The organism is Salinilacihabitans rarus (assembly GCF_024296665.1).
Taxonomy (GTDB): domain Archaea; phylum Halobacteriota; class Halobacteria; order Halobacteriales; family Natrialbaceae; genus Salinilacihabitans; species Salinilacihabitans rarus.
Window position 1 is genome coordinate 518407 of sequence record NZ_CP100762.1, and the last position, 25586, is coordinate 543992.

The following is a 25586-nucleotide window of genomic DNA, read 5'->3' on the forward strand; positions in this document are numbered from 1 at the left end:
GATGAGCGCCGAAGCCGAACGCAAGACCGAGAACCTCCCGCAGTGGAAGCGCGAGGAGGTCGAGGCGCTCTCCGAACTCATCGAGAGCTACGAGAGCGTCGGCGTCGTCGGCATCGCCGGCATCCCCTCGAAGCAGCTCCAGGACATGCGCCGCGGGCTGCACGGCACCGCCGTGCTCCGCGTCAGCCGCAACACCTTACAGGAGCGCGCGCTCGAGGCCGCCGCCGACGGCGTCGAGGAGCTCGTCGAGCACGTCGACGGGCAGGTCGGTCTGATCGCGACGAACGACAACCCGTTCGCGCTCTACAAGGAGCTCGAGGCGTCGAAGACGCCCGCGCCGATCAACGAGGGCGAGGTCGCCCCGAACGACATCGTCATCCCCGAGGGTGACACCGGGGTCGACCCCGGCCCGTTCGTCGGCGACCTCCAGCAGGTCGGAGCGAACGCCCGCATCGAGGACGGCTCGATCAAGGTCGTCGAGGACTCACAGGTGCTCGACGCCGGCGAGGAGGTCTCCGCGGACCTCGCGAACGTCCTCAACGAACTCGGCATCGAGCCCAAGGAGGTCGGCCTCGACCTCCGTGCCGTCTACTCCGACGGCGTCATCTTCGACCCCGAGGACCTCGACATCGACGTCGAGGCCTACGAGAGCGACGTCGGGACGGCCGCCGCGCGCGCCCGCAACCTCGCGGTCAACGCGAGCTACCCGGCCGCCGGCGTGATGCCGACGCTCGTCGCGAAGGCGACGGGCGAGGCCAAGAGTCTCGGCCTGCAGGCCGCCATCGAGGACGAAGACCTCATGCCCGACCTCGTCCGCAAGGCCGACGCGCAGCTTCGCGCGCTCGCGGCCAACGTCGAGGACGAGGAGGCCCTGCCCGAGGAGCTCCAGGACGTCGAGGCGCCGGCCGCCGCAACCGCGGCCGCGCCCGACGAGGACGAATCGGCCGACGACCAGGACGACGACACCGACGCCGACGCCGACGCCGACGCCGACGACGAAGACGAGGACGACGAGGACGACGACGGCGCGGAAGGCCTCGGCGCGATGTTCGGATAATCACCAACGGAGGACACAACCATGGAATACGTTTACGCAGCACTCATCCTGAACGAGACGGACGAAGAGATCAACGAAGAGAACCTGACCGGCGTGCTCGAAGCCGCCGGCGCCGACGTCGTGGAATCGCGCGTCAAGGCGCTCGTCGCCGCGCTCGAGGACGTCGACATCGACGACGCCGTCGCCCAGGCGGCCGCCGTCCCCGCCACGGGGGGTGCCGCGGCCGGCGGCGCCGCGCCCGAGGCGGCCGAGGAAGAGGAAGCCGAGGAGACCAGCGACGTCCCGGACACGACGGACGACGACGAGGACGACGAGGAAGAGGAGGCCAGCGGCGAGGGCCTCGGCGAACTCTTCGGCTGAGCCGTCCACGCGACGACTCGGACACCACGCTTTCTTTCGACGCCGCTCCGGTAGTTACTTCTCCCGCGGCCGGCACGACCCGGACGTGACGACCGCCGTCTCCTTCGACCTCGACGGGACGCTCCTGCGCTACGACGTCCCCTTCGACGAGCAGTTCGCGACGACCGTCTCCCCGTACGGCGAGCCGACGGACGACGCCTACGAGGCCTACGAGAGCCGGCTGTTCGCCGCGCTCGAACGGTGCGAACCGGCGCCCTATCGGCGCGCGTTCGAGGCCGTCGTGGAGACGGTCGACCTCGACGCCCCGCCGGCGACGCTCGCCCGCGAGCACTGCGAGACCGAACTCGCGGCGACGACGGTCCCCGACGGGGCCAGACGGGTCGTCGAACGCGTCGCGGCCGAGTACCCGACCGCCGTGCTGACGAACGGCGACGAGCGCCAGCAGCGGGCGAAACTCGAACGCCACGGCCTCGCCGACGTCGTCGACGCGGTGATCGTCTCCGGCGCCGTGGGCGTTCGCAAGCCCGAACCCCGGATTTTCGAAATCGCGAGCGAGCGACTGCCCGCCGACGAACACGTCCACGTCGGCGACAGCTACGAGGAGGACGTCTGCGGCGCCCGCGCGGCCGGCTTTCGGGCGATCCACGTCGCGGGCGAGTCCGCCGACGCGGACGGGGACGCGGCCGACGCCGTCGTCCCCCGCGTCGCCGCGTTGGCCGACCCCGACTCGCTCTCGCTCTCGCTCCCGGACCCGGTCGCCGCGCCGTTCCAGCCGTCCGAAGGGTGACCCGCCGTCCCCGTCCGCGACTTTATATCCGAAGGGGCGGCCAGACCGACCGATGGCCGCGAGCGTCGAGTTCGTCGTCGATCCGCCGCTGACCGTCCGCGTCGTCGGCTGGGTGCTCGGCGGCGCCGCCCTCGGGACCGTCAGCGGGCTGGTGCCGGGGCTGCACGCGAACAACTTCGCGTTGCTGCTCGCGGGGGTCGCCCCCTCGGTCCCCGGCCCCCCGCTGCTGGTCGGCTGTGCGATGCTCGCCGCGGGCGTCGTCCACACCTTTCTCAACGCCGTGCCGGCGATGGCGCTGGGGGTGCCGGACGCCGAGATGGCCGCCGCGGCGCTGCCCGGCCACCGGCTGCTCCTCGACGGGCGCGGGCACGAGGCGATCCGGCTGTCCGCGCTCGGCAGCCTGCTCGCGGTGCTCGCGGCGGCGCCGCTCGCGATCCCGATCACGCGGGCCGTGACCGCCGCCTACCCGACGGTACGCTCGCACCTCCCGCTCCTGCTGGCGCTCGTCGCGCTCGGACTCGTGGCCTCGGAGCGAAGCCGCCCGGCCCGGATCGGCGGCGCCCTCTCGTTCGCGCTCGCGGCGGCCCTCGGCGCGGCGACGCTCGACCTCTCCCCCGAGGCGCCACTCGACGCGGGCGGGATGCTCGCACCGCTGTTCGCCGGACTGTTCGGTGCGCCGGTGCTGATCGACGCGATCCGCGGCGGCGGGATCCCCCCGCAGGACGGCGGCGAGATCCGAACGTCGCGTGCGTTCGTCGGGGTCTCGGCGCTCGCCGGAGCCCTCGCGGGGGCCGTCGTCGGCTACGTCCCCGGCATCTCGGCGGCGATCGCCGCGGTCGCGGTGCTGGCGCTCTTCCCCGGCGGCCCCACCGACCGGGGGTACGTCGTCGCGACCAGCGGCGTCGATACGGCGAACGCGGTGTTCGTCGTCGCATGGTAACGGCGAAGAGAGCGTCCAGAACTGCCGAAAACGCGATATTTCTGTCTCGGGTGGAGGGATAGCGTATACTGCTACATCAAACTCAGGGGGTGTTCCGGCGTGACGGTGCCGGGGCTCACCCCGACCCAGCAGGTCCCGGCGTCTGCCGCGGCCGCGATCGATCTCGACACCCAGCCGGTGACCGCCCTCTGGGAGGAAGTCATCTCCTACGACGATGTTGCCGACACGTTCGTCCGCGCGCTGCGCGCGTTCGCCGCCGGCAAGACCGTCCCCGAACTCTACGCCGCGCTTGACGAGCGGGACGTCCCGCGACGGCTGTGGTCGTGGATCCGCGACGTCGGCCTCGGGAATCGTCGGTCGGCACTGTGGCTCACAGCGAAGCTCCTCCCGAACCTCGGTCAGGTCCACTCCTCGACGGCCGATCTCTTCGCAACGGCGCGGCTGTTCGAGTGCGTTAGCGAAACCGGAACCCCCACTCGGACGCTCGCGTTCATCGTCGACCGCGCGTTCGAGGACGCCGACCGGCGCAAGCGCGTCGACGTCTGCCGGCTCCTCTCGATCCTCGCGCGCGCGTTCGACGTCCGCCTCGTCGCGAGCGGCGTCACCGAGGCGTTCCTGCGAACTCAGCATCGCGAGGACCTCCCCGGCGTTAGCGAGTGGCGGGATGCACACCGTGACGTGGGGCCGCTGGCCGAGGTCGTCGACGCGGCGACGGCCCGCCTCGATCCCGACGGGCGCGACGTCCAGGTCCTCCGGGCGCTCGCCGACGAACCCAGCGAGACACTGGCCTACGGCCAACTCTATGGCCTGTTCCCGGCGATCGACGACTCGCGCGTCCGCCAGTGTGTCGGCCGGCTCGCCGACCTCGAACTCGTCGCGACGTTCGGACCTCGACAGGATCGGAAGGTCGAGCTCCTTGAGGCCGGCCGGCGCGTTCTCGAGACGTTCGACGCCAAAATCGGCCGACAGCGACGCCTCGATGAGAGCGTTAGCGAGACCGGAAAGTCCTCTCCCCAGTGCCGTGTAACCCCGCGCACGGGAGGGGAGGGAGAGGATGGCCCCCAACCGTACGAGGTCGGGTGGATGGGCCGGCCTGGCCACGCCGCGGCGGCAGCCTGCGGCCGCCCCGGCGGCGTGACGCTTGTACGCGGCCGCCTGCCAGACGGTGACGGCCGAACCCACGAGGTGAGCTATGACGCCGACCGCGACGAGGCCGTAGTGGCCGTGCGGGCCGCCGAGCCCCTGCCCTACGTGGTGAGCGTTGCAGTGGCGTTAGCGACGCCGTGGTTCCTCGACGCGGTTCTCCCGTCGCGGCGGCTCGAACAGGTTGTCGATCGGGAACCGCCGGCGATTCTTCGCGACGCTCGCTGTATCGGCGCGCTCTCGGACGAGGCCCTCGCCGATCCGACCGTCCTTCGCGACGAGCTCGTCGCGTGGGGCCAGCGCCTCCAGGACCTCACAGTCGACCTCCGAAACGGCGAGTACGACGACCGCGACGCCTTCCGGGCGGCAATCATGCGCTCGGCACACGGTCTGGCGGGGTCGATCGTTCACCTCCTGGACGTCGCTGGTGTCGACCTCGTCCGGGAGGTGCGCGTCCCGGCCGGCGTCGATCGCGACGACCTCGACGCCCTCGCAAAATCGATGGCGATTTCGGCGGCGATCCAGTCGCGGTACGCCGGCGTCCACAACGCCTACCGCCACCTGTTCGAGTCTCGTCCCGAGAAGCGGGCAGCGGCGTTCACGCCGGAGGTCGACGCCGCCGATCCCGTCGGCCGGCTCATCGGATCGTTCGTCGTCCGCGGCGAGGACGTCCACCGGCTTCGGCCGGCCCTCGAGGAGTGTCTGGCCAGGCCGCAGGAACTTCACGAGGACGCTCCGGAGTTCGTCGTCTCGGTCCCGATCACCGAGGTCGGCCGGGCGGCCCACGTGGCGGTCGCGAACCGCCTCCTCCTGCCGAAGCGGATCCGCCCGACCGACGCCAGCGTAACCCTCGTCCACGCACTCGTTCCGGATCCGTACGCCGCGGCGAGGGCGCTGCACCAACTCGGCGCCGAGGATCAGCCTCGCGACCTCCGGCTCGGCGAACTTCGCTACGCCCTCGGGACGCTCGACGCCGCCGACCTCCTGCCGGACCTCCCACCGACGGTCGGGAAAGTGGTGTCGGCCCTCCTCGTGGCCGAGGCGCCGCTCACTCAGCGCGCCCTCGCCGACGCCGCCGGCGTCTCGACGCGGTCGGTCCGCACCCACCGTCACCGTCTCACGTCGCTGGGACTCGTCGAGGCGACCGGCGCCGGCCTTCGCCTTGCCCTGCCGTTCGCCGACGAGCGCGGCGACGACGTCCGCCCGGCGCTCCTCAAGGGCGCCCTGCTCGTCGACGCCGTCGATGCGCTGCTCGTCGCTACCCTCTCACCAGAACGGTATGCCGATCCCGACGACCCGCTCGGTGGGGTACTGTTCGACCTTCCCGGCGATCCGGCGGACCCATGGCGACTCGTCGACGACGCCGATCTCGGCTCGTGGGTCGCCCTCGCAGGTCGGCTCACCGCGATGGATCGCCCCGACGCCGAGACGGCCATCGCGATGGGCCCGGCGATCGAGCAGGCGCCGCTGCCTACCGTCGGCGACGAGGAGGTGATCTCGGCGTGAGCGCCACCCGCCGCGCTCAGCAGTCGGACCGCCCACGCTACCCCGACGTCGAGGCGGCGGTCGGCGAGGACCCGGCACGGTTTCTCGCCTGTTCCGAACACTACCTCCCGCTGGCACGCATCCGGGGGATCCAGGACAAGGGCCTGCTCTCGGCGTACCGGGCGGTCGAGATCCGCGAGTTCGGCGGCCGGGAGATCGTTCTCGAGGCGATCGAGGAACGCGAGCGCGAACTCGACGCGGAGGGGTCGCGATGACGTACGACTACTCGCGGCTGGTCAGCGACGAGGAGTTCGTCGACACGGTCGCCGACCTCTACGCCGCGGGCGAGCGCCTGCCGGGTGACGGCGGCGTCCCGATCGACGCCGTCGCGGACACTCTCGGCGTCTCGAAGGACACGGCCTCACGACACCTCAAGCGCCTCGCCGACGCCGGCGAGGTCGACCGAGTGCTGGGCCTCGGCCCGAAGGGCCCGCAACCGAGTTACGCCCCCGTGGAGGTGGACGATGCAGGGTGAGACGATCGGGGAGACGGACGCAGAGCGACGCAAACGCTCGAAGGAAGTCTACGAGGCCGTTATTCGCGCAGTCGACTTCAACTCCGGGCGGATGCAACCACCGCTCGCTTCGCAGCCGTCGGTGATCGGAACCCTCTATCGCGGGCGCTACGGACTCGATGAGGTCCATCGAGCGATCACCGCCGCTCGTGCGAACGGCGACCTCGTCCGGGTCCGCGACGCCGAAGGGCGGGTCCGCCTCGGGATCGACGACCGGTGGAGACTGCGCGAGAAGATCGATAGCTATCGCAGAACCGTCGACGGCCCGCGGCGGGACCTGATCGGGCTGGCGAACCGGCGCGTCCAGCAGCTCCGCGAGCGAGGTGAGGATGATGCGTAGGGGGAGGCTGACTGGAAGGGGAATAGGTGGTGATGTGATGATGGTGTTCGTGACGGCGTCAGGCTCTCCCCCCACGATGGCCCCGAATGGGGCCAACTTAGCGTGGGAAACCTACCTCTGTGGTGCCCCCGGCGACACTTGCAAGCAGTTAAACACAGAGCGGGATTCGGCCCGGTCGCTACCACTCACGCAGGAGATTACATTATGTACAATCTCCACCCGAAACGAAGGGGGTGGGGTCGGTGGCTAAGTACTCGATCCCGGACGGCCACTGGGACGACGACGACGAAGACGACGCCGCGGCCGTCGAGCCGCCGGTCCGGCTGTACTCGCACGTCGTCTGGATCGACGACGACCGCGACGCCCACGGCTACGAGTACGGCCTCGAGTGGGCGTTCGCGATCGAGGACGGCACTGTCACTGGCGTCTCCTGCGGGCACTACCTTGAGGGCCGGACGCAGGCCGACCTGATGGCCGTCACGTGGGCCGACGTCCCCGAGTACGTCAAACTGGTCCTCGAGCGCGAGCTCAACGTCGACGATGTCGATGACCACCTGGATCTCCCGGCGTTCCGGCGGGGTGATCGCGATGCCTGAGCAACTTCCACCAGAGATTGTCGACGACACGCCGGCGACGCGGCTCGTCTATCTCGTCCTCGAGGACACAGTTCTGAACCAGACGATGCTTGCCGAACGAACTGGGCTCTCGACACGCCGTGCTCGGGAGGCAGCGAACAATCTCGTCGACCGCGAGCTGCTGATTTCCTACCGAGATCCGACGGACCAGCGCCGCCGCGTCTACTATCGACCGGACTGTTTCGCCAGCGTCGTAGCCGCACACCGATCGTATACGAAGCTTCGGTAGCGTTCAGAATACCGTCGAGAGGCTCTCGAAGAATCCGAGGGTGACGAGAAGCCGGCCGAGGCTTCCGAGAAACGTCGCGATCGCGAATCTCGCGTAATTCCGTTCGAGAACGGCAAACGCGTAGATCGAGACCGTATCGGGGAAAAACGGAACGGAGAGGGCCAGTGCGAGTCCGCCGTATCCGTACCGCTGTGCGAGTTGAACGGATCGTTTTTCGGACCACTCCATGATGCCCCATCTCGACTCTCGTAACCAGCGCGTGATTGGTCCAGACCGTTTGACCTCCTGACCGATGTGGAACGCGAACATGCTTCCGGCCGCCTTTCCGGTCGCACACCCAGCTCATTCTTCACGAGCTCGGTGAGTACCTCGGGTACTCGCCACCGCTGCTGTTGAAGCGGCTAATCGAAGACGCACAGAAGATCCACCAGCAGCGACCGATACTGTAAGCGACACTCGCTACCGCTACGCAACCGGGTGTGAGTCTTAGCTAAAGACGGATGTCAATCCGCCCATATGGATTGATATATTATTTAGAAGTGTTAGCATCAATCACCCATACTTTTATGCTGATGGAAATAGCCTTTGGTTATGTGGTCGACGAAAGCAACTCCAACCTGAACCGACGGACCATACTTCAATTAAGCGGCGCCGGCCTCACCACCTTCGCAGGCCTCTCCGCCGTCGACACTACCGCAGCAACCGGCTTCGAAAACCGAGCCGGATCATACAGAGTCGACGAACAACAACAAAACATTCCAAACGTCGTCCCCGACTCCAAAGTCGGATTCGCAAAAGGCGGCCTGAACAAACCAGTCACACAAAACACCATCGACGCCCTCTACACCAAGATCATCGCGACCAATACCGACACGAATAATCTCGCCCTCCCCCGCCCAGCAACCTACGAAGGCGGGCCCCAAGAGCAAGAGAACAAGGTCCTCGGCGTGGTTGTCTCGATGGAACAAGGCGAACCCTACATTTCGGCTGAGAAGATCCCCGGCGATCTCACGCCTGCCAACGACCAAATAAAGAAAGGAATCGAAGCAGACATTCACAAAATCGTCGACAAGAAAGCAGCTGCAGCCGCACAAAACGACACCGACAGCGGCAACGGAGGTGACTAACCATGGGTGACGTCGTTCGCTACGACGACAACGTCCACGTCTATCAGAACAACTCCGACTGTGGCTCGAAAGTCGGCGAATTCCGGCTAGCCAGCCGCTTGGAACGATACGACTACATTGACGAATACAGTGGCGCCCAACGGTCAGAGTGGGCCATGTCACAGAAGGGCTTTATCTGGCCGCTCGCCGCAAATCCAGACGAATTCAACTACTGTTATGACTGCTTCGGCGACCAGTACCAGTGCTGGAAGACCGACGAGGCAGAACTGACTCAGAACTGGAACCGCAGCGAGCTGGACGACCTCGGCATCTACGAATACGCCCCCTCGTACCAAGACGAACAGGAAACCTCGATCAATACGTCGATCTCCGCTTCGGCGCCGAAATCTGTCGGCGTGTCCGTCTCGATTGATACGCCAAAGCTCAGAATTCAATCGGAGTTGATCGACAAGAAGCTCAAAAGCACCTACGGCTTCTGGAACATCTGGGGCGAGCTCGATGCCGCCGATGAAGACGTCCAGCTCGGAACCGTGATGGCCTGGGACTCGAAGGCGCCGGATAGCGGGGACAAGGTCGCGCCGACCTACATGTATACCCAGTTCATCGGTCCGGACTTCTACTGTCACGAACTCAACGGGTGTGCCACCGACTTCCGAGAGGAAGTCTACCCGAGTTCATCGACCTTCAACTTCTTCTACGAGTACAACATCGACGACCTCTGAGTCACTGCAGACCAGCATCTCACACTCCATAACTACCAACGACTGCCAAATTTTTTTGATCGGCTGACGACGGTGTATTTAATAACCATAAACAATTGACACCATATATCTCTTGTGTCTGGCTTACGTCTATTCCCTCTATTGAACGTTCAGAGTATCCTGTCGAGGTGGTGAGTGAGACAACCGATAACGAGTTCACGGAACTGCTTCGACCAGTGTCGTGAGCGGATGAACACTATCTTCACGGCTAACGCGCGAATCTCCTGGTCGTCGTATCCTTTGTTGCCGAGGAGAATCGCTACTTCACTGGTATTTCGCTTGATGAGCGACGGCGCGATCTTCGAGTCGTGTTTTCTAATCGTCGTCACGTGAAGATCGAGGACGGCATTCGCTCTCGTATCCACGAAAAGTGTGACGTTCAACTGCTGAAGCGTCAACTTCGTTCGCTTTGTGTAGTGGTTCGAGGCGTGACTACGGTTAAAGCCGGAGGCATCGATACCGACGACACCGTTAGTCGAGAGGAGTGTGACCGAGAGGTTGAGCAGGACGCGCCAAACAGCCATGTCAAGGCGGTTGAACGCCTTACACAACGTCGAAGGGGACGGGAGTTCCTCAAGATCGAGGGCACTCCGAATCGGGGGCATCTCGATAAGTTTGTTAAGAAGTGTCCGATACGTCGTGTTCTTCCGAACTTTGAGGCAGAGCAAGACGATGTGCTGGTGGAGCATGTAGCGCCGTTTCGAGAACGTCGAGGAATACCGTGCAACAGCTCGGCGAGCCAAGTGAAATGCCCGCTCAACGACCCGTAGTAGTTGCGACTTTGGAAGGGCTTACATCCAGCCACACTACTGGTTGAACCTGTAACTCTCCGAGGATTTCAACAGAGCCAAATGAGTGTGTTATCGCCATCCCGTATGATTATAACCGCCAGAAGGGCATCAAACAACCGGACGTCTGTTACTGATTGTTGGCTTTTTAAGCCGACATCTCGCCTTACGTGAGTGTAGCGACAGTGTCGAGACGGTCCCGGATCGAGGCCGCGATGACGTCCGGGCCCGGCCGACAGCCGAGAGTTTCTCCCCACTGCATCATGTCGACGACAGCACACACCATCGACGAGGTTCAGGCCCGCGACGAGCCGGCGAACGTCTTCGAGCGGTACGTCTTCGAGGATCCATCCTGCTGTAGCAGTTGCTTCCGACGGATCAAGAGCGACCACCGCCGCATCGCGTGGGGGACGGCGGGGCAGGACAAGGAGGACCACGACCCGATCCCGGGGTACCTCCGCGACGAGGACGACGACCGCGAGGCCTATGGTGCGATCGCCTCCTATCCGACGCGGACCGTGTGCGATGCCTGCGGGTCGATCGCCGGCCAGGCGCCGGACGAGACGCTCTCGCGACGCGAGGCGATCCAGCGGACCGACGCCCTCGCGGATCGTCTCCTCGAGCTGGGTGAGCCGATCGGCGAGACCGAGCGCGACGAGCTCAAGCGCTCGGTCGGCATCCTCAAATCGAAACCGGAGATCCGCGGGTACGACCGCGAGATCTTCTCGCGGGCGACGAAGGTGATCGTCCGCCGGGCTCGCACCCGTCACTGGTGAGCCGACCATGTCGACCCAGCTACCCCCGCCGGGCCAGCGGGTCACCGTCGAGTTCGGGCCTCGGACGGTCGAGGGCGTCGTCGACGACGTCCGCTGGCGGCCGTCGTTCAACGCCTCCGATGAGCAGATCGTCGTCGACGCCGGCGCCGCGACGATCACCGCCGACCCCGGAGACGTCCGCCCCCGATGACGCCCGACGTCGTCCCTGTTCACGTCGGGCCGAGGGCATCTGCATCGCTTCGGGACGGATTCCACGGCCGACTGCACATAGGTGGCGTTCTCCGATCGAGACCGAGACCGAGTCAGCATCCCGTTGACACACGGCCCCGTCCCGACCGCGCCGGAGTCTGGCCGGAAAGGCCTCCCGCACGGGACCCGGCGCACCCACACCGCTCTCTGTTTCCATACATGACCGACGATTCAGACCCGCCGACCATCCTCTCGAGACTCGTCCGCTTCGTCCGTGAGGCCGGCGCGCCGAGCGAGGACGACACCGACCGCGACGGCTTCCTGAGCTACCACGCCGAGAGCCACGCCGCCGGTGTCGGCCTCGGCGTCGGAATCGCCGCGTCGGCCACCGGCGACCTACAGTACGCCGGGGCTATCCTCGCGATGGCCTTCGGGCTCAACCGTGGGCCGACACTCTCGAACGCGAAGATCACCGAGGACGTCCGCCAGGAGCCCCACTACGCGCTCGGCGGCCTCGGTCTCGGGCTCCTCCTCGGTTCGGTCCTCGGTTCTACCGTCTCACTGTGAACGTTGACCGATGCCATGTCTGTTCCACCCAACACACGCACGCCGCTGGACCGCGCGAAGATCGAACTCGTCTGTTTGGGGAGAGCACTGATGCCCGACGACGACTCACTCGACCGAACCCTCGCGACGCTCACGCTGTTCGCGGTCTGGGCCGGGATCGTCCTCGGGCCGATGTTCACTCATGCCGACCCTCCGCCGTACGAGATCGTCGTCGGCGTCACCTCGATCGTCTTCCTCATCCTCGGGCGGATGTGGGGCCTCGAGGTCGAGCGCATCCTCGACGGCATCACGATCTCCGCCGGCAACCGCTCGGAGGACGACGACTGATGTGGGCCTGCTCGTCCGGCGCCGCGCCCGACTGCGTCGGGTCGGACCTCTACGACCCGCCAGCCAGAACTCTCCAGGGGGAGCCGCTCTGTCTCGCCTGCGCCCGCGCCCTCGGATGCATCAGCCCACACGATTCGGAACGAGAAGACGAGAGTGACCGAGACGACTTCTCGGCGCGCGACGACGCGCCGTACGGTCTCACCGACTGACCGTGCGCCCCACTTAAAGTATATACCACCCGTCGACGCTGCAGAACGGATTAGACGTCCTATGAGCACGAAACAACGCCGCGTCACTCTCGCCCTCAAGTGGCACTATCTGGATAACCTCTCGGTCGAGGAGATCCAGCAGCGCTTCGAGGACGAGGGAATCGGCTCTTACGCGCGGTCGACCATCCGCGGCTACCTCAACGAGGACCCAGCTGACGAGGTCCTCGAGATGATCGAGGAGGAACACGCAAACACGCGCCTCCAGATTGCCGAACGTGAAGAGCGGCTGTACCAGCGCGCTCGAGAGGCCGAATCGAGGGCGCTGACGGACGAGCCGATCCAGCGGGTCGTCCCACAGACGGACCGTGTCCCGGCCGATCGTGAATCGCCGATGACGTGGCAGGACTGGGAGTACGTCGACCCCGATGACGAGGACTGGCCGGAGTGGGCCGAGGAGCGCGACATCATCATCCGGTTCACAGACCAGAAGCGCCAGTTGATGCCCGGCGAGGAGTATCCGCTCCGCGCCGTCGACGGCTCGCCGAAGTACACGACTGAGTTCGTCGGCCTCGAGCGCGACGTCGACGACCTCAAGGGACAGTCGATGGCCCGTCGGGAACAGTCCCAGCACCTCCAGGCGAAGGGCGACGTCCTCGGTGTCTACAAGGACCGCGTCGAGATCGACGGCGCGATCGAGACAGAGTCGACCGTCGGCCTCGACGAGGAGACGAAGGAGATCGCGCGAGAGGTACTCCGGGAGCGCTACACGGAGGGTGACGATGGCGACGAGTGAGTCCGTCGACCCCGACGTCGTCCTCGGGACGTTCGAGGACCCGCATGCACTACGCGAGGTCCTCAACCCGTTCGACGGCTGCCCGTGGGACGTCTACTACAACCGCCTCACTGAGGGGTACATGGCGGCCGAGCGGGATCCACACGTCCCGATCGGCGACGTCCACACGCACTGGGCCAAGACGTTCGAGTCCGACCAGAACATCGGCATCCTCGCCCACCGTGACGCGCTGAAGACGACGTTCACGCTGGGCTATCTGATTGCCTGCCTCGAGTACATCGACGGCTTCCGCGCCCACTGGATCACGAACACCCAGGGGCAGGCCCACAAGAAGGCCGACACCGAGTTCTGGAAGATGGTCGAACGCAACCCGTGGCTCACCACTCTCAACAGCGACCCCGTCCAGGACACGAAGGAAGCCAAGGAGTTTCAGAACGGGGCGATGCTGTACGCCGGCTGGCTCTTCGGCGCGATCGAGGGCGACCGCTCGCACTTGCTCGTCCTCGACGACGTCATCAAGGAGCACGGCGACGGCGAGACGCAGAACATCCTCCAGTGGATCGAGGGCGTCACCGTCCCGATGGTCAAAGACTCAGGGAAGACGGCCGTCGTCGGCACTCGAAAGCGCCCGGACGACATCTACTCGCACCTGATCGATCGCGACGCCTACGACTTCACGGAGTACCCGGCGATCCTCGAGGTCTGGGACCAGGAGTTCCGTGAGGACGACACCTGGCGCGAGCGCCGGCCACCGGAAGCTCTCTACACCGAGGTCGAGGATCCGTGGCACGAGGGCGAGACGATCCACGTCCTCTGGCCGGAGGCACGGGGCCCGCAGTACCTCGCGGAGAAACACGAGCAGATGAGCTCGCACCTGTTCTACCGCGAGTTCTGCATGGTCATCCGGGGGGCATCGGGTAACCTCGTCGACGAGGCGGACGTCAACCGACTCGCCGAGGACGGCGGCTGTTCGATCCGCGGACAGACGCCCCCGCGGCAGCTGACGCCCGGTGCTGGCGAGGCGACGATCGTCTCGCTCGATCCAGCGCAGAGCCCCACTGGCGATAACATCGCGTTCGAGGCGTGGCACGTCGGTCGCGACGGCCGGCGGACGCTCCTTGATGCGATCGCCGAGAAGGGGATGCCGCCGTCGCAGGTCAAGGCGACGCTGACCGACTTGGATGAGCGCTACGACCCGGCAGTGATCGTGATCGAGTCGAACGGTATCCAGCAGTACATCGCGAACGACGCGATCGAGTTCTCGCCGTCGCTGATGGCGAAGGTTACCGGCATCCCGACGACGGGGAAGAAGCACTCGTGGGAGAACGGCATCCCGCGGCTACGGACGCTCGTCGAGAACGGCGGCCTGCAGCTCTACCGCGGCCACCCGGGGACCGAGGACTTCATCACGGCGATGCTCTCGCTCGAACTTACCGACGGGAAGCTCAAGGGCCATACACCGGACCTGATCGCGGCGTGGTACATGGCCGAACAGGGGCTCCGGCGGCTCGAAAACATCGTCGGCGACGACGCTGGCGACGAAGCTGACGAGCCCGACACGGGCGTCTCTGGCATCTAACGCAGACCTGATCTGATCCATGAGCACAGACGACGACACGCCTACGACCACGACCACAACGGACGACGGCCCGGCCGGCCACGTCGGCAAGGGAGCCTACTCGGAGATCACGCGGTCGATCACCGAGAAGGCCGAAGAAACACAGCAACTCGAAGAGCGTGCCAAGGGCAAGATCCGCGGTGGGGCGGTCCTGCCGCCGTTCGACCCGGCGAAGCTGGCGAAGCTCCTCGAGGTGAACACCACCCACGCGAAGTGTGTCTACTCGAAGGCGCGCAACGTCGCCGGCTACGGCCTCGAGATCGTTCCGCACCCGGACATCGAAGACCCGGACGAGACGCAGCGCGAGGTAGCGGAAAACTTCTGGTTCGGCGCGGACTCGACGTGGCAGGTCGGCCCGGTCTCTTCGGAGCGATCGACGCCGGCAGACGTCCTCGAGATGGGCTGGATCGACTACGAGGGCATCGGCTGGCTCTCGCTCGAAGTGCTGACGACGATGGACGGTACGCCGATCGGGCTGGCGTACGTCCCGGCGATGACGGTCCGCCGGCGCAAGGACGAACCCGGCTACGCCCAGCTTCGCGAGGGGCGGATTACCTACTACGGCGCGTTCGGCGATCGGTATCGCGGGCTCGAACCGACGATCGCCGACGGGGCCGGTGACGAACCGCCGACGGTCACCTACGAGACCGACGGGGATGCCGACGAGGCGCCGCAGTTCGTCGACGCCGAAAGCGGTGACTCAGGGCCCGACATCAACTCACAGAACCAAGCGAATGAACTGATCTTCAAGCGCAATCACTCGCCGCTGTACACCTACTATGGCGCGCCAGACATCATTCCGGGCCTTCCGACGATCGAGGCCGACGACGCCGCGCGCGACTTCAACATCGACTTCTTCGAGAACAACGCCGTTCCGCGGCTGGCGATCATCGTCGAGGGCGGCGAACTCACGCAGGGCGCCCGGCAGGACATCCACGACCTCCTACACGGGATGAAAGACCAGGACCACCGGACGGTGATCCTTGAGGTCGAGAAGCTGCTCGAGACGACCGACGGGATCACGATGGACGACGACGCGGACGACCTCGCGATCCGCGTCGAGCCACTGACCGTTGGCATCAACGAGGACGCCAGCTTTCAGGATTTCCGCGATCGCAACGAGCATGAGATCCTCAAGACACACGAGGTTCCGCCGATCGAGGCGGGCCAGATCAAAAGCGGGGCGTTCTCGACGGATGCGCAGGCCCAGCGGAAGGGCTACATCGAGACGGTCATCCGACCCAAGCAGGAGGCGTACGCCCAGCTACTCTACGAGACGGTCCACGCGGCGCTGGGCGTCACCGACTACACGATCCGGTTCAAGACGCGCGGCGTCGACACACGGCTGATCGACGCCGACTACGCCTCGAAGCTGATCCAGTCGTCGCAGGGTGCGATCACAGTCAACGAGGCCCGCGAGGTCATCGCGAACATCACCGGCGAGGACCTCGGCCAACTCGAAGACGACCGCGGCAACCAGTTGCTCGCGGCTCTTGACAGGCGCGGCGGCAACGGCGACGGTGGCGGCGCCGAGGAGGCCGAGCGACCGGACGCGGCGCCGCCGCCGCGGATGAAGATCGGCGAGAACCCGGCGATCGACGTCTCGAAGGACATCGACATGGTGCAGTTCGACTCGTCGAACCTGCGGGCCGGGCTGTACGACTACGACACCCGCGACCTGTACATCCGGTTCATCGGCGACCCGCAGGACCGCATCTACGTCTATCGGTTCGTCGAGCCGGAGACGTGGGAGGCGCTCAAAAACGCTTCGAGCCACGGTAGCTACCACTATCACAATATCCGGATGGCCTACCCGTACGAGGAGCTGACGGCGTCGGATTGGCCCCAGCAGGGCCGGGCGGCACCCGATCGGAATGACGCCGTCCGAGCCTTCCTGGAGGCGTAATCTGATGCCCCACACCGACCCCGTGTTCTGCGGCCGCTGTAAGTCACAGCTCGACCTCGATCGCGAGAACTGCCCCAACTGCGGGGCGTGGGTCGAGGCGGTGACCGACGCGGTCTGATCGTCGCCGATCACCAATCGCCGACCGACCGCAGCAGGGCGATACCGATGACCGCCGGGACGCACCCGACCCGGTGCGAGGGCCCGATCGGGACTGGAGTTCTCAGACATGAAAAACAGCGACAAAGAGCGCGGCGCCAAGCGCGGTCTTCTCGGGACCGATCGAGCCCAGAAGCTCGAGAAGACCGCCGACGCCGCCACCGACGACGAGGAGGAGTAGCACCATGCCGGTACAGAAGGGCGAAACGTTCGAGAAACGCGTCGAGTTCAAGGCCACCGACGACGAGCGGCGCGTCGCGACCGGCGGCGTCCTCGTGCCGTCGAAGGTCGACCTCCAGGGTGACTGGCTGACGTCGGAGCAGATCCGCGAGCTGGCGGACGACTTCATGGCCCGCCTCCAGGCGGCCGACGACGACGACGTCGATTCGGTCCCAGGCGTGATGCACGCGGTCTTTCCGCCCGAGCACGTCACGCTCGTCGAGAACCGCGTCCTTGAGGAAGCCGAGACGATCGGCGGCAAGGAGTTCCCCGCCGGCTCGTGGATCCAGTCGTGGCGCTTCGACGACGACGAACTCTGGAGTCTCGTCGCCGACGGCATCCTCTCGGGGTACTCGATCGGCGCGATCGACGTCAAGTGGGAAGGCCCATACGACCAGTCCGAACTGCCCGAGGGCATCACTGTCGCCGACGGCTACCCGGACGACGAGCCGGCGTGGCAGATCGTCGCGGCGACGATCGCCGAAGTGTCGAGTGTCGACATCCCGGCGGTCCCCGACGCCGTCATGGCCTCGGTGAAAGCCGCCGGCGTCCAGACCTACAGCCGCGAGAAGAACGTCCTCGACCGCGTCGGCGGGAAAGACGAGTTCCTCGAGGTGATGGCCGACCGCGGCCACGACGAGGAGGCGGCCACGCGGATGTGGAGCTACCTCCAGCGAGCCGCCGAGGAAGGCGCCGATCAGCACCCAGCTGACAAAGCGTCCGATGGCGTCCTCCGTCGGATGGGCCGGGCGGCGCTCAACGCCTTTTCTTCCGGCGGGCCCGACGCCGAGTCGGCCCCGCAGGCCGCTGCGAAGTCGACCGATGACGGCGCTCCCTCGCCAGAGGCGACCGCAGCGAAAGAGGGACGGACGCTCTCGCGGGCGAACCGCAACGCGCTGTTCGCGACGATCGACGCCTCGCTGGACGTCCTCCAGGACGCCGGCGTCGATCACGGCATGACGCGGTTCACCGATCGCGAGGAGATCGACTGGACGCTCGACGACCACACCGCCCGCGAGTGGGCGACACCCGACGACGACGAGGACGCGGACGGCGAGGACGACGAGGAGACGGCGCCAGTCGACCCGAGTTTCGAATCCGCTACCGGCGGCGAGACGCCGGACGACACGACCATGAGCGCAGACGACACCGACACCGACACCCCCGACGACACGTTCGCCGACGCCCCGGAGTGGGCGAAGGCGATCCACGACCAGACCCAGGAGAACAGCAAGCGAATCGAGGAACTCGTCGACGACGGCGACGAGCCCGAGAAGGACGCCGACGAGCCCGACGACCCGGAGAAGAGCACCGACGCCAACGAGGACGTCGACGAGGGGCCCCCGGAGTGGGCGAAGGCGATCCAGGAACAGACCGAGAAGAACGCCGATCGGATCGAGAGTCTGGCGAAGGCCTCGGGCCAGAGCCAGCAGCTCGACGAGCCGGCGCAGACCACGGAATCGACCGACACCAACCGCAAGTTCTCGTCCGCGTGGGACCAGACGTTCGGCATCGGCGCGGCCGAGGGAGGTGACTGATCATGACGCAGGCACAGCGATCGCTCGACAAGGTAACGACTGGTGACTTCAGCGCGGGCGGCCTCCTCAACCGCCAGCAGTTCGAAGAGTTCTTCCGCGAGGTGCAGGCGCAGGCGCAGATCCTCGGGCAGGTCCGGTTCGAGCCGGTCGACGCCCCGAAGGGCCAGATCGACAAGATCGGCGTCGGCCAGCGCCTCCTGCGCTCGGCGACCGAGGCCACCGAGGGCAGCCTGAACACGCCAAACACGGGCAAGGTCGACTACGACACCGAGAAGGTCGAACTCCCGTGGGAAGTCTCGATGGAGACCGTCGAAGACACCATCGAGGGTGAAGGTACTGCTGACACGCTGGTCGAGCTCTTTGCGAACCAGATGTCGGCCGATCTCGAGGACCTCGGCGGAAACGGTGACACGAGCGCCAGCGGCGTCACCGACGAGAACTTCATCACCATCGTCGACGGGTGGCTCACCTACGCCGAGACCGACACCGACACGAACACCTACGACCACCAGAGCGCTGCGATCGACAAGAGCCTCTTCAAGGAACTGAAGATGTCGCTCGACCCGCGCTACCGGCGGGATGCGAGCAACCTCCGCTGGCTCATGTCCGAGGACCAGAAGGAGGAGTTCAAGGATTACCTCACCGACCGCTCGACGTCGGCTGGTGACGCGATGCTGATGACCGGCCAGGAGCCGACGCCGCTGGGCATCCCGATCGAGACGCCAGTCAACTGGCCCGACGACACGATCATGCTGACGCCGCTGGAGAACCTCGTCTGGATCGTCCAGCGGGACGTCAACATGCGCTTCACCGACGAGGGCGAGGCGGTCGTCCGCCGCGACCTGTACGGCATCTACAACCTGCTCGCGCGGATCGACTACGTCATCGAGGATACCAAGGGCGTCGGCCTCGCACAGAACGTCGCGTCGCCGACCGCGTAGAGGTGATCTGACATGGGGATCACCTACACCGAAACCGACCACCGCTGGACCGGCGGCATCCAGCGCGAGAAAACCGTCGAGGCGGCGTTCGACTCCTCGTACACCGCCGGCGGCGAGCCGCTCACGCCCACCGACGTCGGCCTCGGTTCGATCGAGAACGTGACGATCGAGTCGGGCACCACCGACTCGGGGTACGTCGTCCAGTGGGACGACGCCACCGAGGCGCTCGTCGTTCGCGAAGAGTCCGACGCCGGCGGCGGCCTCACCGAGGTTGCTGATGCGACCGACCTGTCGGGCGAGAGCGTCCGCCTCGCCGTTCGGGGGCGATCCTGATGGTCCGCGTTCGCCTTCTCGACGACGGGCCGGCACAGTACCGTAACCGCTCGGGCGTCTCCGCCGACGAGGACGATCCCGTCGTCGACGTCGACGACGAGCAGGCGGCGTACCTCGTCGACGAGACGGGCTACTTCGAGTTCGTCGACCCCGATCCGCGCCTCGAGGCGGCCGCCGATGCCGACGCCAGTGATGACGCCGCCGGCGACGACGGAGGTGACGACCCGCCCGACGAGGGGAAACCCGCGGGTCTCGACCCGAGCGGGTACACCCTCGAGGAACTCGAGGTCGAACTCGCAACGGGCGACTACGACGATCGCCTCGACGCGATCGAGGCGGCCGAGCGGGCCGAGAAGGATCGCGACGGCGCGTACGCCCTCATCGACGCACGCCGGGAGGAGTAAGCCATGGCCGACGTCGGCTACTGCACCGTCGAGGACCTCCGGCGAGCGCTGCGCGCGGCCGACCTTCCAGGCGACGCCGCGCAGGACCGCGAGATCGCGATCGACGCGATCACCGCCCAGACCGAGTGGCTTCAGGAGGAGACGAACCGCCACTGGTACGAGCCGACCGGCCTCGACGAGGACACCGACGGCTTGATCCCGACGGCGCCGCTGGTCCACGAATCCGACGAGCAGGATATCTCGACGGGGACGATCATGTTCGCCGACGAGGAGATCACGCCCTCGACGCGGATCGGCTCCTACACGCCGGTCTCGCTCTTCCGGCGAGACGTCACCCAGCTGACCGAGTTGCTGGTGCTGAACAACGCGGGCGGCTTCGACGACTGGGTTGCCTCAAGCGATCACACGGAGGGCCGCGGCGAGGACTACTTCCTCCAGGTCGACGACGCCGACGGCTGGACAACGCTCTACCTCGACACGGAGTCGCTCGACGATGAAGACGTCACGGACTACCGCAACGCGGTGGTTGCGACTTACGAATACGGCATCGAGGGGACCACGAAGACGGTCCGGCGCGCCGTCGCGATGAAGGCAGCCGCGCAGCTGCTCACCGACGACGAGACCGCCCTCGGCATCCCGGACAACGGCAACCTCGTGCCAGCGGAGTCGAAACTTAAGGCACTCGAACGACAGGCCGAAGAACTCCTCGGCATCCACGAGGACAGCCGATGAGCCTCGACCTCGAACGCGGCTTCGAGGCGAAGCTCCGCGAGGCCGTCCTCGACGACATCGAGCAGCGCCTCCGCGAGGACCTCGGGCCGGCACTCGAGGAGACCGCCCGCGAGAACTGGGAGGCCTACGCCTCTCGGAACGGCTACGACATCGAGCACGTCTGGGAGGAGGCCGAGGGCCCGTTCGTCGGGCGCGACGGCGACGGCGTCACGCTCCGGATCGAGTGGCCGGGGCTGTCAGCGCTATTTGAGTTCGGAGTGGAGCCGCATACGATCGAAGGATCGCCCCTGCTCGCGTTCATCTGGGAAGACGCCCCGGCGGACGTCGTCGAGCAGCACGGCGAAGACCCGCTGATGGTCAGGCAAAAGGTCAACTGGGGGAGCGAGACGGGCGGCATCCCCGAGTCGCAGGCGATCCGTGACGCGCTCGAACAGTTCCGCCAGGAGGTGAGCTGACGTGCAGGATGAAGTCACCTGGGTCCTCGACACCATCAAGACCGGATGGCCGGGCAGCTGGCCAGCAGACGATGACGGCGACCCGCTGCTCTACCGCATCAACCGCGACGAGCCGGAGATCCTCGAGACCGGCGAGCGGACACGATCGCTCGACCTCTCGAAGGCTTCGGCGATCGGCGCCGCACTGGGCTCGCGCTCGCCAACGCCAACCGGGACCGAGTACCGCAACCGCGTCGAGACCGTCGTCAGTGTTCGCTTCGAGGGCCTGACGTCCCGGGGTGGCGAGTGGGGTCATGTCGACTCGGCCGCGGACGTCGAGCAGTTGGTCCGCTACGCCCAGCACGCTCTCTTAGCGCAGCGTTCGTATCCGACGATCAACGACGTCGACCAGGACGCGATCGGTTCCGTCGCCTATCACTCGCTGTTCGTCGAGAACGAGACCGACCAGAGTCACGACCATCGCGACTACTTCCGACGGGACTGGGACGTCCGCTTCGTCGGCTACAGCAATCCAGACTCATGATTCGATACACTACCACTGACGGAGGTACAGTATGACCGGCGCGGGTTCTGCGACCGTGGCGTACGCGCTCGAACAGACCTACGGCGGGTCGCTCGTCGACGAAGACAGCGACGGCACGCCGGAGTGGTACCAGCCGGGCGTCGACGTCACCGTCGGCGACCTCTCGGTCGAGAACGCCCTCGAACGGATCCGCCAGCCGGACGATCCGACGCCGGCTGGCTCTCGCGAGGGCAATTTCGAGGGCGCCGCCTCGGTGTCGTTCACCCTCACGGACGACAACTTCCACGACCTCGTCTTCGCCGACGGCGGCACCGCACTCCCGTCGAGTCCGATGGCGGCGCCCTCGTCGACGTGGTACTTCGGCGTCGATCACGTCGACGGCAACGAGGCGCGAACCCCCACTGGGGCGATCGTCGTCGACGCCACGATCAACTACCAGCAGGGCGCCGACGTCACCGTCGAGCTGACGATGCTCTACGGCGACGAACCGGACGACGTCACCGCGCCGTCGTCGATCACGCAGCCCTCGGACGCCGACGTCTTCACGTGGCACGGCGCCGACCTCACCGTCGACGCCGTCGACCAGACGCTCATGCAGACGGCGTCGCTGTCGCTGTCCGGGCTGGCACGCTTCCGTCGGGGACAGTCCCGGCATCCGTTCGACGCGGTCGTCGGGGCGATCGAGCCGTCGCTCTCGACCGATGCGACGTTCACGGAGAACGCCCAGCTGCAGGCCGCCTACGGTGGCGCGACGACCCCGCAGGACACCATCGGCAAGGTCTCCGGCAGCCTCTCGTTCCAGAACGGCCAGGGCACGACGATCAGCTACGATCTGACGGGCCTGCAGCCGACGTCCTACGGCTGGAACGATCTCGTCAACCCCGACGAGGACCTGTCCGAGGCCGTCGAGTACCACGTCGCCGACGTCGCGGTGGTCTAAATGGCCGAACCCGAGACACGCGAAGTCGTCCTCGAGGAGGAGGCCGACCGCCTCGTCGAGGCGTGCGAGGAGATCGCCGACCGGATGGTCGATCTCGATCCGTCGACGGACCTCTACCAGACACTGCGGGCGCGAGGCAACCGCCTCGACACCCACCGCCGCGGCATCGGGTGGGCGCTCGAGGCGTGGGACGTCGAGACGCTCACGTTCAAGGCGCTCACGTTGGGCGACGAGGCCCGCATCGCCGACGAGTTCGACGGTCGCGGCTCGAAGCCCGGCGCCGAGCGCATCTGGCAGATTGCCCTCGGGACGTACGACGCGCCCTACCTCGAACACGACCCGGAGAACCCGACCGACGCGGCGCTCCAGGAGACGGTCGCGAACGTCGCGACCATCGACGCCCTCGCGTTCGGTCGCTGGGCTGAAAGCCAGATCGACGAGTTGAGTGCGGTGGGAAACTGGAACGACGAGCGGAGTTTCGCGCGCTTCTTAACGGAGAAACAGGCGGAACAGAGCCAGACCGAGGAGTGATGACGGACTACCTGCTCGCGGTCGCGATGCGCAACGGGCACGACCCGCGCGAGGCCCGCGAGTACCCCGTCCGTGACCTCCGCCTGCTCGCGATGCTCGACGCCGCCCGAGGTGGCCTTCGATGAGCGAGTTCGAAACCGAGGCGACCGTCGGCCTGGTCGTTCGCGAACGCGACCTCCGGCGGGTCCGCGAGCAGATCGAGGAGGCCGTCGGCGACGCCGCGGTTCAGCCCGGTGCGGGTGCCGGCGGGCGGCCGCCGGAGATGGCGACCGACGGCGGGGCCAGCGGCCGCCAGCGCCGGCGTGCGCGTCGCTCGTACCGGATGGAGATCCAGCGGACCGACGACCTCGAGGAACTGCTCGAGGTCGCCTACGCGATCGAGGACAAGGTCGGCGGCGATGGCGGGATGCTGTCGGAACTGTTCGGCGGTGGCATCCTCGGTGGGTTGCTCGGTGGCGCCGGCGGCGCTGCCGGCGGTATCGGTGGCGGCCTCGCGACTGGCATCGGCGCCGCCGTGGGGTCGGCCGTCGGGGACGCCGTCGGCGAGGCGCTCTCGGAGGACTTCGCGATCGAGGAACCCGACTGGGTGCCGATCGCCGTCGAGGAGCCGGGCGCGCTCCCGGTCGAGGACCCCGGTCCGTTCGCGGTCGAGCATCCCGATTCGATTCCGCTCGACCATCCGGACGACGTCCCGCTCGATCACCCGGAGGACATCCCGCTGGACGCACCGGAGGCGATCCCGGTCGAAGACGTCGACCCGCTCCCGGTCGAAGAGATCGATCCGATCTCGGTCGACGCTCCTGAGTCGATTCCGGTCGACATGTCGGTCCGCACAGCGACCAACGGCCAACCTGCCGCTGGCGACTCAGCGTCACCTTCAGCGTGGCAGCGCTTTCGAGATGAGAAACTGCGACGCGTTCCCGGTGTCGGTATCCTCGGCGACATCGATGCCGAGACAGAAGACTGGTTCGAGCCGTTCGGGGACATCCCGGGCATCGGGATGGGGTCGCCCGGCTCTGGCGGTGGTTCGCTAGGTGGGCAGCCAAGCGGCCAAGGCAGGGCGGCAGTGCCGACCATCAACGTCACGCAGACGTTCAACACGGAGCTGATCGTCGACGAACTCCGCGGGGTCGCCGACGCGATCTCTCAGCTTGAACGCGAACTGGACTCGGCGTACGACGAACTCGAAAGCGAGATCGACGCTGTCCAGTCGGACGTGGACGATCTCGAACGGCAACTTACGCGGCGGTGATATTTATGAGCGCAGGCAAACAAGGCGCCAGTTATGAACGTCAGCGTGACCACACTCGTTTGGGTTCGCCGCCTGTTACTCGCCGCACTCGCGGTCGTCTTTTTCGGCATCGTGACAGCGTATATCGGCGGCGGTGTCGTTGCCTTCGTGGTGGTCGCAGCGGTCTCGGTCGGGATGTATCTCTTGCTTACCTGGCGGCCGACAGAAGACCCTGCGCCCGATACGCCAGAGTAGCCTCCCGATCCCCGTCGCCGCGCGGTCACTGCGGCCCCGTTTTCCATACCGAGACTCATGCCCGGACTTAGAGACACGGCTGTCCTCGAGATCGACCTCGACGATAGCACGACCGGCGTCTTCGAACTCCAGGAGGACCTCACCGATACGGGGACGGTCCAAAAGCAGTACCTCCTAAGCAACCGCGGGCAGTACCTCCGCGAGGCGTACGACATCGGCGTCGACCTCCTCCCGGACGAGGTCGAGGAGGCCGACCTCGAGGATCGCAAGGGCTACCACGTCGACGGCGGCGCCGGCGGCTACCAGGAACAGTTGAGCTTCAAAGCCGGCGCCGAGGGCGCCCAGTGGGGTGACGGCTCGACCGATCCCACCAACCCCGACGACATCGCGAAGACCGACGCGACGGGCGCCGACCCGGTGGCGATGAAGCAGGTCTTCGAGTGGTACGTCACGCAGAGCCGCAGCGATAGCCGCGGCGGCTGTCGACTCCACATCGGCGAGTGGACCGACGGTTCACACTCGACGGAGGCCGGCGTTTTCGGGCAGCCGCTGCCGGTCGCGATCACCGAGGCGACGGTCACCTACGACCCGGACGACCCGGGCGCGATCGAGGTGACACTCGAACTCGAATGGACGGCCGTCTTCCCGGACGTCGACCTCCAGGGTGCGATCAACGACGGCCTCGACGACCTCGCCGAACTGATCCCGGACTTCTGA

Annotated in this window: 33 protein-coding genes and 2 pseudogenes; 33 read left to right on the forward strand and 2 right to left on the reverse strand. The window is 66.5% G+C overall.

Annotated elements, in window-relative coordinates; genetic code table 11:
- Position 1: 1 nt before the first annotated feature.
- The 10 genes and pseudogenes from NKG98_RS02705 (at position 2) to NKG98_RS02750 (ending at position 7550) form a co-directional block, all read left to right on the forward strand.
- Positions 2 to 1057, forward strand: coding sequence for a 50S ribosomal protein L10 (locus tag NKG98_RS02705; RefSeq protein ID WP_254768206.1), 1056 nt, complete (start codon positions 2 to 4; stop codon positions 1055 to 1057).
- A 21-nt stretch (positions 1058 to 1078) separates the two neighbouring features.
- A complete protein-coding gene (rpl12p, locus tag NKG98_RS02710; RefSeq protein WP_254768207.1) occupies positions 1079 to 1417 on the forward strand; it encodes a 50S ribosomal protein P1 in 339 nt (112 codons plus the stop codon).
- A gap of 85 nt (positions 1418 to 1502) precedes the next feature.
- Positions 1503 to 2204 (forward strand): HAD family hydrolase, encoded by a 702-nt coding sequence (locus NKG98_RS02715; protein WP_254768208.1) that lies wholly within the window; start codon positions 1503 to 1505, stop codon positions 2202 to 2204.
- A 52-nt stretch (positions 2205 to 2256) separates the two neighbouring features.
- Positions 2257 to 3135, forward strand: a pseudogene (locus tag NKG98_RS02720) (tripartite tricarboxylate transporter permease); the annotation flags it as partial.
- A gap of 108 nt (positions 3136 to 3243) precedes the next feature.
- Positions 3244 to 5793, forward strand: a complete 2550-nt coding sequence (locus NKG98_RS02725) for a hypothetical protein (RefSeq protein WP_254768209.1) — start codon at positions 3244 to 3246, stop codon at positions 5791 to 5793.
- Positions 5790 to 6047, forward strand: coding sequence for a DUF8129 domain-containing protein (locus NKG98_RS02730; protein ID WP_254768210.1), 258 nt, complete (start codon positions 5790 to 5792; stop codon positions 6045 to 6047). The genes NKG98_RS02725 and NKG98_RS02730 overlap by 4 nt, the downstream gene beginning before the upstream one ends.
- A complete protein-coding gene (locus NKG98_RS02735) occupies positions 6044 to 6307 on the forward strand; it encodes a transcriptional regulator (RefSeq protein ID WP_254768211.1) in 264 nt (87 codons plus the stop codon). Before NKG98_RS02730 ends, NKG98_RS02735 begins: the two co-directional genes overlap by 4 nt.
- The gene (locus tag NKG98_RS02740) at positions 6297 to 6686 is read left to right on the forward strand and encodes a hypothetical protein (protein WP_254768212.1); all 390 of its coding nucleotides are present in this window, start codon (positions 6297 to 6299) and stop codon (positions 6684 to 6686) included. Before NKG98_RS02735 ends, NKG98_RS02740 begins: the two co-directional genes overlap by 11 nt.
- A gap of 242 nt (positions 6687 to 6928) precedes the next feature.
- On the forward strand, positions 6929 to 7282 hold the full coding sequence (locus NKG98_RS02745) for a hypothetical protein (protein WP_254768213.1): 354 nt from the start codon (positions 6929 to 6931) through the stop codon (positions 7280 to 7282).
- Positions 7275 to 7550: a MarR family transcriptional regulator gene (locus NKG98_RS02750; RefSeq protein WP_254768214.1), complete on the forward strand. Its 276-nt coding sequence runs from the start codon at positions 7275 to 7277 to the stop codon at positions 7548 to 7550. The genes NKG98_RS02745 and NKG98_RS02750 overlap by 8 nt, the downstream gene beginning before the upstream one ends.
- Positions 7551 to 7553: 3 nt before the next feature.
- Here NKG98_RS02750 and NKG98_RS02755 read toward each other — a convergent pair.
- Positions 7554 to 7883: pseudogene (locus tag NKG98_RS02755) on the reverse strand (VTT domain-containing protein); the annotation flags it as partial.
- A 260-nt stretch (positions 7884 to 8143) separates the two neighbouring features.
- On the opposite strand from NKG98_RS02755, the gene NKG98_RS02760 reads away from it, so the two are divergent.
- Together NKG98_RS02760 and NKG98_RS02765 are read left to right on the forward strand one after the other, a co-directional pair.
- The gene (locus NKG98_RS02760; protein WP_254768215.1) at positions 8144 to 8677 is read left to right on the forward strand and encodes a hypothetical protein; all 534 of its coding nucleotides are present in this window, start codon (positions 8144 to 8146) and stop codon (positions 8675 to 8677) included.
- A gap of 2 nt (positions 8678 to 8679) precedes the next feature.
- On the forward strand, positions 8680 to 9399 hold the full coding sequence (locus tag NKG98_RS02765) for a hypothetical protein (protein WP_254768216.1): 720 nt from the start codon (positions 8680 to 8682) through the stop codon (positions 9397 to 9399).
- Positions 9400 to 9548: 149 nt separating this feature from the next.
- Here NKG98_RS02765 and NKG98_RS02770 read toward each other — a convergent pair whose 3' ends face one another.
- Positions 9549 to 10181, reverse strand: a complete 633-nt coding sequence (locus NKG98_RS02770; protein ID WP_254768217.1) for an IS5/IS1182 family transposase — start codon at positions 10179 to 10181, stop codon at positions 9549 to 9551.
- A gap of 308 nt (positions 10182 to 10489) precedes the next feature.
- Between NKG98_RS02770 and NKG98_RS02775 the strand changes: the two genes are divergently transcribed.
- The 21 genes from NKG98_RS02775 to NKG98_RS02870 all read left to right on the forward strand — a co-directional run bounded on the left by NKG98_RS02775 (position 10490) and on the right by NKG98_RS02870 (position 25586).
- On the forward strand, positions 10490 to 11002 hold the full coding sequence (locus NKG98_RS02775) for a hypothetical protein (protein ID WP_254768218.1): 513 nt from the start codon (positions 10490 to 10492) through the stop codon (positions 11000 to 11002).
- A gap of 7 nt (positions 11003 to 11009) precedes the next feature.
- The gene (locus NKG98_RS02780; protein ID WP_254768219.1) at positions 11010 to 11192 is read left to right on the forward strand and encodes a hypothetical protein; all 183 of its coding nucleotides are present in this window, start codon (positions 11010 to 11012) and stop codon (positions 11190 to 11192) included.
- 218 nt (positions 11193 to 11410) lie between these two features.
- Entirely contained in the window at positions 11411 to 11758 is a 348-nt protein-coding gene (locus NKG98_RS02785; RefSeq protein ID WP_254768220.1) for a hypothetical protein, read from the forward strand.
- A gap of 90 nt (positions 11759 to 11848) precedes the next feature.
- Entirely contained in the window at positions 11849 to 12085 is a 237-nt protein-coding gene (locus NKG98_RS02790) for a hypothetical protein (protein ID WP_254768221.1), read from the forward strand.
- Positions 12085 to 12294: a hypothetical protein gene (locus NKG98_RS02795; protein WP_254768222.1), complete on the forward strand. Its 210-nt coding sequence runs from the start codon at positions 12085 to 12087 to the stop codon at positions 12292 to 12294. Before NKG98_RS02790 ends, NKG98_RS02795 begins: the two co-directional genes overlap by 1 nt.
- A 61-nt stretch (positions 12295 to 12355) precedes the next feature.
- Positions 12356 to 13087 (forward strand): hypothetical protein, encoded by a 732-nt coding sequence (locus NKG98_RS02800; protein WP_254768223.1) that lies wholly within the window; start codon positions 12356 to 12358, stop codon positions 13085 to 13087.
- Positions 13074 to 14666 (forward strand): phage terminase large subunit family protein, encoded by a 1593-nt coding sequence (locus tag NKG98_RS02805; RefSeq protein WP_254768224.1) that lies wholly within the window; start codon positions 13074 to 13076, stop codon positions 14664 to 14666. The genes NKG98_RS02800 and NKG98_RS02805 overlap by 14 nt, the downstream gene beginning before the upstream one ends.
- A 19-nt stretch (positions 14667 to 14685) precedes the next feature.
- Positions 14686 to 16611 (forward strand): phage portal protein, encoded by a 1926-nt coding sequence (locus NKG98_RS02810; protein WP_254768225.1) that lies wholly within the window; start codon positions 14686 to 14688, stop codon positions 16609 to 16611.
- 341 nt (positions 16612 to 16952) lie between these two features.
- Positions 16953 to 18524 (forward strand): XkdF-like putative serine protease domain-containing protein, encoded by a 1572-nt coding sequence (locus NKG98_RS02815; protein ID WP_254768226.1) that lies wholly within the window; start codon positions 16953 to 16955, stop codon positions 18522 to 18524.
- A 2-nt stretch (positions 18525 to 18526) separates the two neighbouring features.
- The gene (locus tag NKG98_RS02820) at positions 18527 to 19465 is read left to right on the forward strand and encodes a P2 family phage major capsid protein (RefSeq protein ID WP_254768227.1); all 939 of its coding nucleotides are present in this window, start codon (positions 18527 to 18529) and stop codon (positions 19463 to 19465) included.
- Between the two features lie 12 nt (positions 19466 to 19477).
- Positions 19478 to 19798 carry a hypothetical protein gene (locus NKG98_RS02825; protein WP_254768228.1) on the forward strand — a complete coding sequence of 107 codons (321 nt, stop codon included), beginning with the start codon at positions 19478 to 19480 and terminating at the stop codon, positions 19796 to 19798.
- A complete protein-coding gene (locus tag NKG98_RS02830) occupies positions 19798 to 20202 on the forward strand; it encodes a hypothetical protein (RefSeq protein WP_254768229.1) in 405 nt (134 codons plus the stop codon). The genes NKG98_RS02825 and NKG98_RS02830 overlap by 1 nt, the downstream gene beginning before the upstream one ends.
- A 3-nt stretch (positions 20203 to 20205) precedes the next feature.
- Positions 20206 to 20934, forward strand: coding sequence for a hypothetical protein (locus NKG98_RS02835; protein WP_254768230.1), 729 nt, complete (start codon positions 20206 to 20208; stop codon positions 20932 to 20934).
- Positions 20931 to 21389: a hypothetical protein gene (locus NKG98_RS02840; protein WP_254768231.1), complete on the forward strand. Its 459-nt coding sequence runs from the start codon at positions 20931 to 20933 to the stop codon at positions 21387 to 21389. Before NKG98_RS02835 ends, NKG98_RS02840 begins: the two co-directional genes overlap by 4 nt.
- A gap of 1 nt (position 21390) precedes the next feature.
- Positions 21391 to 21912, forward strand: a complete 522-nt coding sequence (locus tag NKG98_RS02845; protein ID WP_254768232.1) for a hypothetical protein — start codon at positions 21391 to 21393, stop codon at positions 21910 to 21912.
- 31 nt (positions 21913 to 21943) lie between these two features.
- Entirely contained in the window at positions 21944 to 22852 is a 909-nt protein-coding gene (locus NKG98_RS02850; RefSeq protein ID WP_254768233.1) for a phage tail tube protein, read from the forward strand.
- On the forward strand, positions 22853 to 23383 hold the full coding sequence (locus tag NKG98_RS02855; protein WP_254768234.1) for a hypothetical protein: 531 nt from the start codon (positions 22853 to 22855) through the stop codon (positions 23381 to 23383). It begins immediately after the preceding gene.
- Positions 23383 to 23508, forward strand: coding sequence for a hypothetical protein (locus NKG98_RS18975; RefSeq protein ID WP_256558458.1), 126 nt, complete (start codon positions 23383 to 23385; stop codon positions 23506 to 23508). Before NKG98_RS02855 ends, NKG98_RS18975 begins: the two co-directional genes overlap by 1 nt.
- On the forward strand, positions 23505 to 24635 hold the full coding sequence (locus NKG98_RS02860; protein WP_254768235.1) for a hypothetical protein: 1131 nt from the start codon (positions 23505 to 23507) through the stop codon (positions 24633 to 24635). The genes NKG98_RS18975 and NKG98_RS02860 overlap by 4 nt, the downstream gene beginning before the upstream one ends.
- A 33-nt stretch (positions 24636 to 24668) precedes the next feature.
- Positions 24669 to 24869, forward strand: a complete 201-nt coding sequence (locus NKG98_RS02865; protein ID WP_254768236.1) for a hypothetical protein — start codon at positions 24669 to 24671, stop codon at positions 24867 to 24869.
- 57 nt (positions 24870 to 24926) lie between these two features.
- Positions 24927 to 25586, forward strand: a complete 660-nt coding sequence (locus NKG98_RS02870; protein ID WP_254768237.1) for a hypothetical protein — start codon at positions 24927 to 24929, stop codon at positions 25584 to 25586.